Here is a 7,202-nt window from a genome sequence, read left to right as displayed (position 1 = left end):
GAAATCGTGAACTTTCTCATCACTCACGCTTTTGAGAACAATGTAACCAGCTTTTACCGGCTGAAAAAGGAAACTTACAAAAAACTTCGAAAGGAGTATCCGGAACTGCCAAGTCATTACCTTTACACGGCCTGCCAGATGGCGACGGCAATATTCAAAAGCTTTAGGAAGCGGAGAAAGAAGGGAAAAGCCAAGGGAAAGCCCGTTTTCAAGAAAGAAGTTATTATGCTGGACGACCACTTGTTCAAACTTGACTTGGAGGATAAAACCGTAAAACTCTCCACTCCCAGGGGACGAATCCAGTTAGAGTTTTACCCGGCCAAATACCATGAGCGGTTCAAGGACTGGAAGATTGGCCAAGCGTGGTTGGTTAGAACTCCAAAAGGAACTTTTCTCAATGTTGCCTTCTCAAGGGAAGTTGAAGTTAAAGAGCCGAAAGCTTTTGTTGGAGTGGATTTGAATGAGAACAACGTTACGCTTTCACTCCCAAATGGAGAGTTCCTCCAAATCATCACTCACGAGCGGGAAGTCAGGACGGGCTACTTCGTGAAAAGGAGGAGAATACAGCGGAAGATTAGGAGCGGGAAGAAGAGGAAGGAACTCCTCGAAAAATACGGGCGGAGGGAGAAGAACAGGCTGAACGACTTGTACCATAAACTGGCTAATAAAATCGTTGAGTTGGCGGAAAAATATGGTGGAATCGCCCTTGAAGATTTAACGAAAATCAGGGACTCAATCAGGTATTCGGCTGAGATGAATGGTCGCCTTCACAGGTGGAGTTTTCGGAAGCTTCAAAGCATTATCGAATACAAGGCGAAGTTGAAGAGTGTTAGGGTTGTTTTCGTGAATCCTGCTCATACTTCCTCCCTGTGCCCGGTGTGTGGGAGTAAGTTAAGCCCGAATGGGCACAGGGTTTTGAAGTGTTCGAATTGTGGGTTTGAAGCCGACCGTGATGTGGTCGGCTCTTGGAATGTTCGTTTGAAAGCCTTGAAGATGTGGGGAGTCACCGTTCCCCCCGAAAGCCCTCCAATGAAGATGGGAGGAGGGAAGGTTAGCCGTAACGAGGCTTACAAACTTTACACAAGTTACGGCTAACCAGAACGGTGCAGCTTCCACAGCTCCCTCAGGCTCAGCGTCCGTAGCCGGTACCGCGAGCCGTCCGCGTAGAAGGAGCCGTCGTGGTGTATCACCAGCTTTCCATCGCCGGTTAGCCTGATGTCGAACTCTATTCCATCGGCGTATTTGAGCGCCCTCCTGAATGCCGGGAGAGTGTTTTCGAGCCTTCCCCTGAACCCCCTGTGCCCCAAGATACTTGGTTGCTCCATCTCCTGTCCCTACTCGTCTGAAAACCGAAAATCCTTATAAACTCAGCGGTTTAGTTCATTGAGGACTAAAATAGTATGGTGATGAACATGGTAGAGTTCAGGTACAGCAGGATATTCATCCTGGGTTTTGGCTTTTTTGGGATAAGCATAATCTGGGCGCTGTACAACGCCTACGTGCCGATATTCCTGCAGGACACCTTCCACCTCAGCAAGACGGTGACCGGTTTCATAATGACAATCGACAACCTGTTCGCGGTCCTGCTGCTCCCGTTCCTGGGCGCGCTGAGCGACATGACGCGGACGAAGCTGGGGCGTAGAAAGCCCTACATACTCCTGGGTGCCCCATCTGCCGCGATAATGTTTGCGCTCATACCGATTTCAAGGATGTATGGGAGCCTCGCCCTTTTCATGGGAACGATAATCTTCATGAACTTCTTCATGGCGCTGTTCCGCTCCCCGGTCGTTGCATTTATGCCCGACATAACCCCAAGTGAGAAGCGCTCCCAGGCCAACGGAATAATCAACTTCATGGGCGGCCTTGGTGCCCTGCTGGCCTATTTCGGCGGCAAGGCCCTTTACGACATGAACTACGCCTACCCGTTCTACCTCGGCGCCGCCATAATGCTCCTCGCCAACATCCTCGTCGTCCTCTTCGTCCCCGAGCCGGAGGAATACCGCGTTCCAGGGAAGAGGCTCAATATACGGAAGCTTCTCGCCGAGACCTCCCACAAGAGCTTCGGCGAACTCAAGGATAACCTCAAGGACGTCTTCGCCAGCCACGAGAGGAGCCTGCTCGCGATTCTCCTTGCGATATTTCTCTGGTTCATAGCCTTCAACTCCCTGGAAACGTTCTTCACCAGCTACGCTAAATACTACCTCGGCATCGAGGAGAGCACGGGGGCATTCATGCTCGGCCTGTTCTCCCTGAGCTTCATGGTATTCGCGATTCCCGCGGGCTTCGTAGGTGCCAGGCTGGGCAGGCGGAGAACCATAACCCTCGGCCTCATAATAGTCATAGGAATACTGGTGGGAGCGTACCTCGTCGGCGAAGGCCAGAAACCGGAATCCAGCTCCCTCTCGGACCCCGTGGTCATGACGTTCATGGGACTGTTCTTCGTGGGCGGCATGGGCTGGGCGATGGTCAACGTGAACTCCCTGCCGATGGTCGTTGACATGACGACCGAGGAGAAGCTCGGCGGCTACACCGGACTCTACTACTTCTTCAGCCAGGCGGCGAACCTCGTTGCGCCCCCGCTGGCTGGAGCCTTCCTTGACCTCATCGGATACAGAACGCTGATACCGTTTTCGATAGCCTTTTTCATCCTGGCGGCCGTAGCGATGCAGTTCGTGAGGCGCGGAGACATCGTGAGGCGTGGGGGAGAGGCACTGGATTACGTTCCGGACATGGACTGATGTCCGGTTCATTTTTCCGTTTTAGCCCTTGGACCAAAAACCGACTTCTCCCCGCCTGAAGGGCGAGACTTTCAAAAGAAAAAGGTAAAAACCCTTTTGATATAACGATGTCAAATAAGGTGGTGAAACCGTGAAGGGTAAAGGATTCCGCTGGGGTGTTGTTCTGGGCCTTGCCCTGCTAGGGTTCAGCAGAAGCACCGGCTGGGCGCTCAACAAGGGCCTGTCTTTCCCTCTGCTCTCCGGCTACACCGGTTCGGCATTTGTCAAGGGGACGATCTTGGCCGTTGAGGGCTTCATCGGTCTGTTTGTACCCGTTCTTCTCGGTTATTACAGCGATACACTTAAATCAAGACACGGCCGGAGAAGGCCCTTCATAATGGTCGGCGGAGTTCTCGCCGGCATCGCCGCACTCATGATATACGGCTCCTACGTCATGGGAGTGCCGCTGTGGGGCTTCGCGCTGGTTCTGGGATTCTTCTACCTCTCGATGCATCTATACACCGCCCAGTACCGCGCCCTGATGCCCGACACGGTTGAGAGCGGTCACCGCGGAAAGGCCAGCGGCGTGATAACCCTCTTTGAATGGGCGGCAAACCTCTTTCTCTTCGGCCTCGCGGGATTCCTCATCTCAAAGGCCGCAGCCGAGACCGGGGAGAGCGAGGGGATAAAGGCGCTTGCACAGACCCAATACCTTAAGGTTCCGTTCCTCATAACGGCGGCGTTCCTGATAGGCGCGGCACTCTTCGTCTATTTCGCCATCAAAGAGCCAGAAGCACCTGAGATGGAAGAGAACGAGGGACTCGTTGAATACCTCAAAAGCATCGTCGAGAACCGCGATTTTCTCAGGTTCTACACTGCCCAGACCCTGTGGTGGATGAGCTTTGAGTTCATAGCCATCTTTCTCTACGGCATACTCGCCTACATCCTGCACGGCTCGGCGAGCGAGGAGAACATAAAGGCGGTGACCTCCCTGGGCCTCTACCTGATGGCCCTCTTCAACGTTACGGTTCTCCTCGGGGCACTGCCCGGGGGAATAATCTACGACAGGCTCGGGAGGCGCCTCAGTATAGTCCTCGGCGGCGTTATCTTCGCCCTGCCCCAGCTATGGGGATGGTTCGTGACGAGCAGGACCGGCATAGTGATAGCCCTCGGGCTGGCGGGCGTTGGATGGGGAGTTCTGATGGCGGCATCTTACCCGGTAATCGGCGACCTGCTGACCCGCTTCGAAAAGGAGGCCTTCACCGGCAGGTACTACGGCTTCTTTGAGGCCACCCGCGCCCTGCCGGTTCTCCTGGCGGGAGTCCTCGGCGGTGCAATAGTTGACCTGACGGGTGAGAACTACAGGGTTCTCTTCCCAATTGGGGCCGCGCTGGTTCTCCTCGCGATGCCCATGATATGGCACATGCGGAACTTGGACGCGACCGCGGAGGGTTGAAGCATGACCTGGGTTGGTGTCTTAATCCTTGCCCTCCTTGCATTTCTTGCCTTTTCGGCTTTCGTTGCCTACAGGATGATAACGCCGCCTCGCCTCGTGGGGGATTGGACTCCAAAGGACCTCGGCTTCGAGTATGAGAACGTTGAGTTTACCACCGAGGACGGCCTGAAACTCAGCGGCTGGTGGATAGACAACGGAAGCAATAAGACCGTTCTCCCGCTCCACGGATACACCGCGAGCAGGTGGGAGAAGCGTTACATGAGGCCTACGATAGAGTTCCTCCTGAGGGAGGGCTACAACGTTCTCGCCTTTGACTTCCGAGCCCACGGAAAGAGCGAAGGAAAGTACACGACGGTTGGCGATAGGGAACTGCTCGATGTTAGGGCCGCCATAGCGTGGCTGAGGGCGAACCATCCCGAACGCGCGCAGAGGGTGGGGCTCGTGGGTTTCTCCATGGGCGCCATAGTCACGATACGCTCCCTCGCCGAGATCGAGGGAATCTGCTGCGGCGTTGCCGACAGTCCCCCCATGTACCTCGACAGGAGCGGGGCCAGGGGACTCAGGTACTTTGCAAAGCTCCCCGAGTGGCTCCACATCTCCGTCAGGCCGCTCACGAGGCTCTTCAGCGGAGGGAAGGAGGTTCATCCCATAGAGTACGCCGAGAGAGTCAGAAAACCCCTCCTCATCATAGCGGGGGAGAAAGACCCGCTGGTGATGGTCGATGAGGTCAGGGAGTTCTACGAGAAAAACAGGGAAACAAACCCCAACGTTGAGCTCTGGGTTACCGATGCCCCCCACGTGAGGACGATAAAGCTCCACCCCGAGGAATGGAAAGGGAAAGTCGGGGAGTTCCTCAGGAAGTGGATGGGCTAGCTTTTCTTTATTCCTCATTCAAGCCTCTTCACCGCCCAGTTGTAGAGGAATATCGCTATCAAGAGCATTCCAAAGGCGCTCACGGCGACCCAGGCAACGTCGGGCAGGACTTCGCTTGCCGGCCTGTGGTAGAGCTCCAGCAGGCGGAGGCTCTTCAGCGCAGTTCCGAGCGGGAAGTAGTTCGCTATGGGCCTCGCCCACTCCGGGAGTATGCTCGCCGGAATGACGATGCCGGCTAAGAAAAGCAGGGGCATCGAGATGAGGTTGACTATCGCGTTCGTGGCCTTTATGCTCCTCGTGCCCATGGCTATCGCCAGTCCAAGGCTCATTGAGAAGACCGCCGCGAGGAATATTATGAGCCATCCGAGGGCGCTTGGAAAGACGGTCTCCCCAAAGACCAGCTTCGCGTAGGCTATCCCGATGACTATGCTCACGGTTATCACGATGAAGGTAGAGAGCATCTTTCCGGTCAGAAAGTCCCACGCCGTCGCCGGCGAGGCCGCTATGCGCCTCAGCGTCCCGTGTTCTATCTCCTCAAGAGTCCCGGAGCCTATCATGAGCATCGTGGCAAAGAGGAACTGAATCCCGATGAAGCTCGTGACGTAGAACTGGATGGCCGAGGGCGCTTCCCCCCTCACTTCCATCTCCTCAAGCTCAAGCGGATTCGTGAGCCCCAGCATGTACCTTTCGAGGTCAGCCACCGTGAAGTTTTCCACCGCCCCCTCGGGGACGTACTTTTCTATGTATCCCAGGGTGGTGTTCAGCCTCCTCTCGGCCATCTCCTTTTCGAACTCGGAGAAGAAGCCCTTGATGACGCCGCTCACTATCTGGTAGTTCTGAGGGTCGCTCCTGTCGAAGTAGGCGTAGATTTTCGCCTGAAAACCGCTCGAAACGTTCTCCCCAAAGCCTTTTGGAAAGATTAGGAGAACATCGATTCTTCCTGCTCTGACGGCATCTATCCCTGCGCTCTCGTTGGGGTACCTCCTGACCTTGAAAACGTGGACATTATCCATCGTCACGTTTTCCATTACGTTAACGATGTCCCCCGCGGTGAAGGGGGCGCTCTCATTGAAGTAGACGACGCCGACGTCGAGGGTTATCGGCGGGTTGTGGCCTCCCCAGATTCCGCCGAGCAGGGTAATCCACATGAGCGGAAAGACGAATATCCAGAAGAGGGCCATCTTCTCCCTTCTAGTTTCCCTCAAGTCCTTGCCGATTATGGCCTTGATGGCTCTGGCCTTCATTCCAGTCCCCTCCCCGTGAGCTTCAGGAAAACGTCCTCAAGGGTCGGCTCTTCAACCCTTATCGTCCGTATCTCGCTCCCGGACTCGACAAGGAGTTCAACGACCCTCGGCAGGGCGGTCTTTGCCTCCTCCACGCCAATTCTGAGCGTCCCCTCTCGTTCTATCGTTCTCGGAAACTCCTTTCTCACGAGTTCGGTGCCCCTCAGGATGCCCTCGACGTGTATCACGCTTCCCTCCCCCGCGAGTGACTTCAAATCGTCCGGGGTTCCAACGGCTATCACCTTCCCCTCGTTCATTATGGCCACCCTATCGGCGAGGGCTTCCGCCTCCTCCATGTAGTGGGTCGCAAGTAGTATCGTCCGCCCTTCCTCGCGGAGTCTTTTTATAAGGCTCCAGAGCTCCCTCCTTGACGGCACATCCAAGCCAGCGGAAGGTTCGTCCAGGATGAGGAGCTTCGGCCCGTAGAGGAGAGCTATTGCCAGATTGAGGCGCCTCTTAAAACCGCCGCTCAGTTCTCTGGCTCTCTTCTTCGCGGGCAGGGAGAACTCCGAAATGAGCTTTCCCACCCGTTCTCCCGGTGCATCGTAGAGGTCGGCGTAGAAGCGCAGGTTCTCCTCGACCGTTAGGAGGTCGTAGGCCACGCTCTCCTGGGGTGCGTAGCCAATCAGTCTGGCGGTCTTCTTTGAGAGAGGCTCACCGAAGACCGATACCTCCCCGGAGTCGTAGCCCAGACCCTCGGCCAGAATCCTTATTAGCGTCGTCTTTCCGGCCCCGTTCGGCCCAAGGAGCGCGAAAACCTCACCCTCCTCGACCGTGAGGTCTATTCCCTTCAGTGCCAAAAAATCCCCGTAACTCTTCTTCAGTCCCCTAATCTCAAGGGCCTTCATCGGCTCACCCAATAATGAAAAAGGA

7 protein-coding genes are annotated in these 7,202 nt (G+C 55.5%); 4 read left to right on the top strand and 3 right to left on the bottom strand.

Going from position 1 to position 7,202, the window contains the following annotated elements:
* A partial coding sequence (locus tag E3E51_RS11655) for an RNA-guided endonuclease TnpB family protein (RefSeq protein ID WP_167913258.1) occupies positions 1-1,095 on the top strand: 1,095 nt, incomplete at its 5' end.
* Here the strand turns inward: E3E51_RS11655 and E3E51_RS11650 are convergent.
* Positions 1,092-1,325: a glycerophosphodiester phosphodiesterase family protein gene (locus E3E51_RS11650; protein WP_167913257.1), complete on the bottom strand. Its 234-nt coding sequence runs from the start codon at positions 1,323-1,325 to the stop codon at positions 1,092-1,094. The genes E3E51_RS11655 and E3E51_RS11650 overlap by 4 nt on opposite strands.
* 87 nt (positions 1,326-1,412) lie before the next feature.
* Between E3E51_RS11650 and E3E51_RS11645 the strand changes: the two genes are divergently transcribed.
* From E3E51_RS11645 to E3E51_RS11635, 3 genes are all read left to right on the top strand, one after another.
* Entirely contained in the window at positions 1,413-2,738 is a 1,326-nt protein-coding gene (locus E3E51_RS11645; protein WP_167913288.1) for an SLC45 family MFS transporter, read from the top strand.
* Positions 2,739-2,868: 130 nt separating this feature from the next.
* Positions 2,869-4,173, top strand: coding sequence for an MFS transporter (locus E3E51_RS11640; RefSeq protein WP_167913256.1), 1,305 nt, complete (start codon positions 2,869-2,871; stop codon positions 4,171-4,173).
* A 3-nt stretch (positions 4,174-4,176) separates the two neighbouring features.
* A complete protein-coding gene (locus tag E3E51_RS11635) occupies positions 4,177-5,046 on the top strand; it encodes an alpha/beta hydrolase (RefSeq protein ID WP_167913255.1) in 870 nt (289 codons plus the stop codon).
* A gap of 14 nt (positions 5,047-5,060) precedes the next feature.
* On the opposite strand, the gene E3E51_RS11630 is transcribed toward E3E51_RS11635, so the two are convergent.
* Together E3E51_RS11630 and E3E51_RS11625 are read right to left on the bottom strand one after the other, a co-directional pair.
* On the bottom strand, positions 5,061-6,290 hold the full coding sequence (locus E3E51_RS11630; RefSeq protein WP_167913254.1) for an ABC transporter permease: 1,230 nt from the start codon (positions 6,288-6,290) through the stop codon (positions 5,061-5,063).
* On the bottom strand, positions 6,287-7,177 hold the full coding sequence (locus E3E51_RS11625; protein WP_167913253.1) for an ABC transporter ATP-binding protein: 891 nt from the start codon (positions 7,175-7,177) through the stop codon (positions 6,287-6,289). Before E3E51_RS11625 ends, E3E51_RS11630 begins: the two co-directional genes overlap by 4 nt.
* Positions 7,178-7,202: the final 25 nt, after the last annotated feature.

This window comes from Thermococcus sp. 21S7 (genome assembly GCF_012027615.1).
Taxonomy (GTDB): Archaea; Methanobacteriota_B; Thermococci; order Thermococcales; family Thermococcaceae; genus Thermococcus.
The sequence above is the reverse complement of the archived record's forward strand: the minus strand, read 5'-3'. Positions and strand labels throughout refer to the sequence as shown.

Bases quoted from the DNA above. Each gene is read 5' to 3' on its own strand.
- E3E51_RS11650 (WP_167913257.1), bottom strand. From the start codon at position 1,325: ATGGAGCAACCAAGTATCTTGGGGCACAGGGGGTTCAGGGGAAGGCTC.
- E3E51_RS11645 (WP_167913288.1), top strand. From the start codon at position 1,413: ATGGTAGAGTTCAGGTACAGCAGGATATTCATCCTGGGTTTTGGCTTT.
- E3E51_RS11635 (WP_167913255.1), top strand. From the start codon at position 4,177: ATGACCTGGGTTGGTGTCTTAATCCTTGCCCTCCTTGCATTTCTTGCC.
- E3E51_RS11630 (WP_167913254.1), bottom strand. From the start codon at position 6,290: ATGAAGGCCAGAGCCATCAAGGCCATAATCGGCAAGGACTTGAGGGAA.
- E3E51_RS11625 (WP_167913253.1), bottom strand. From the start codon at position 7,177: ATGAAGGCCCTTGAGATTAGGGGACTGAAGAAGAGTTACGGGGATTTT.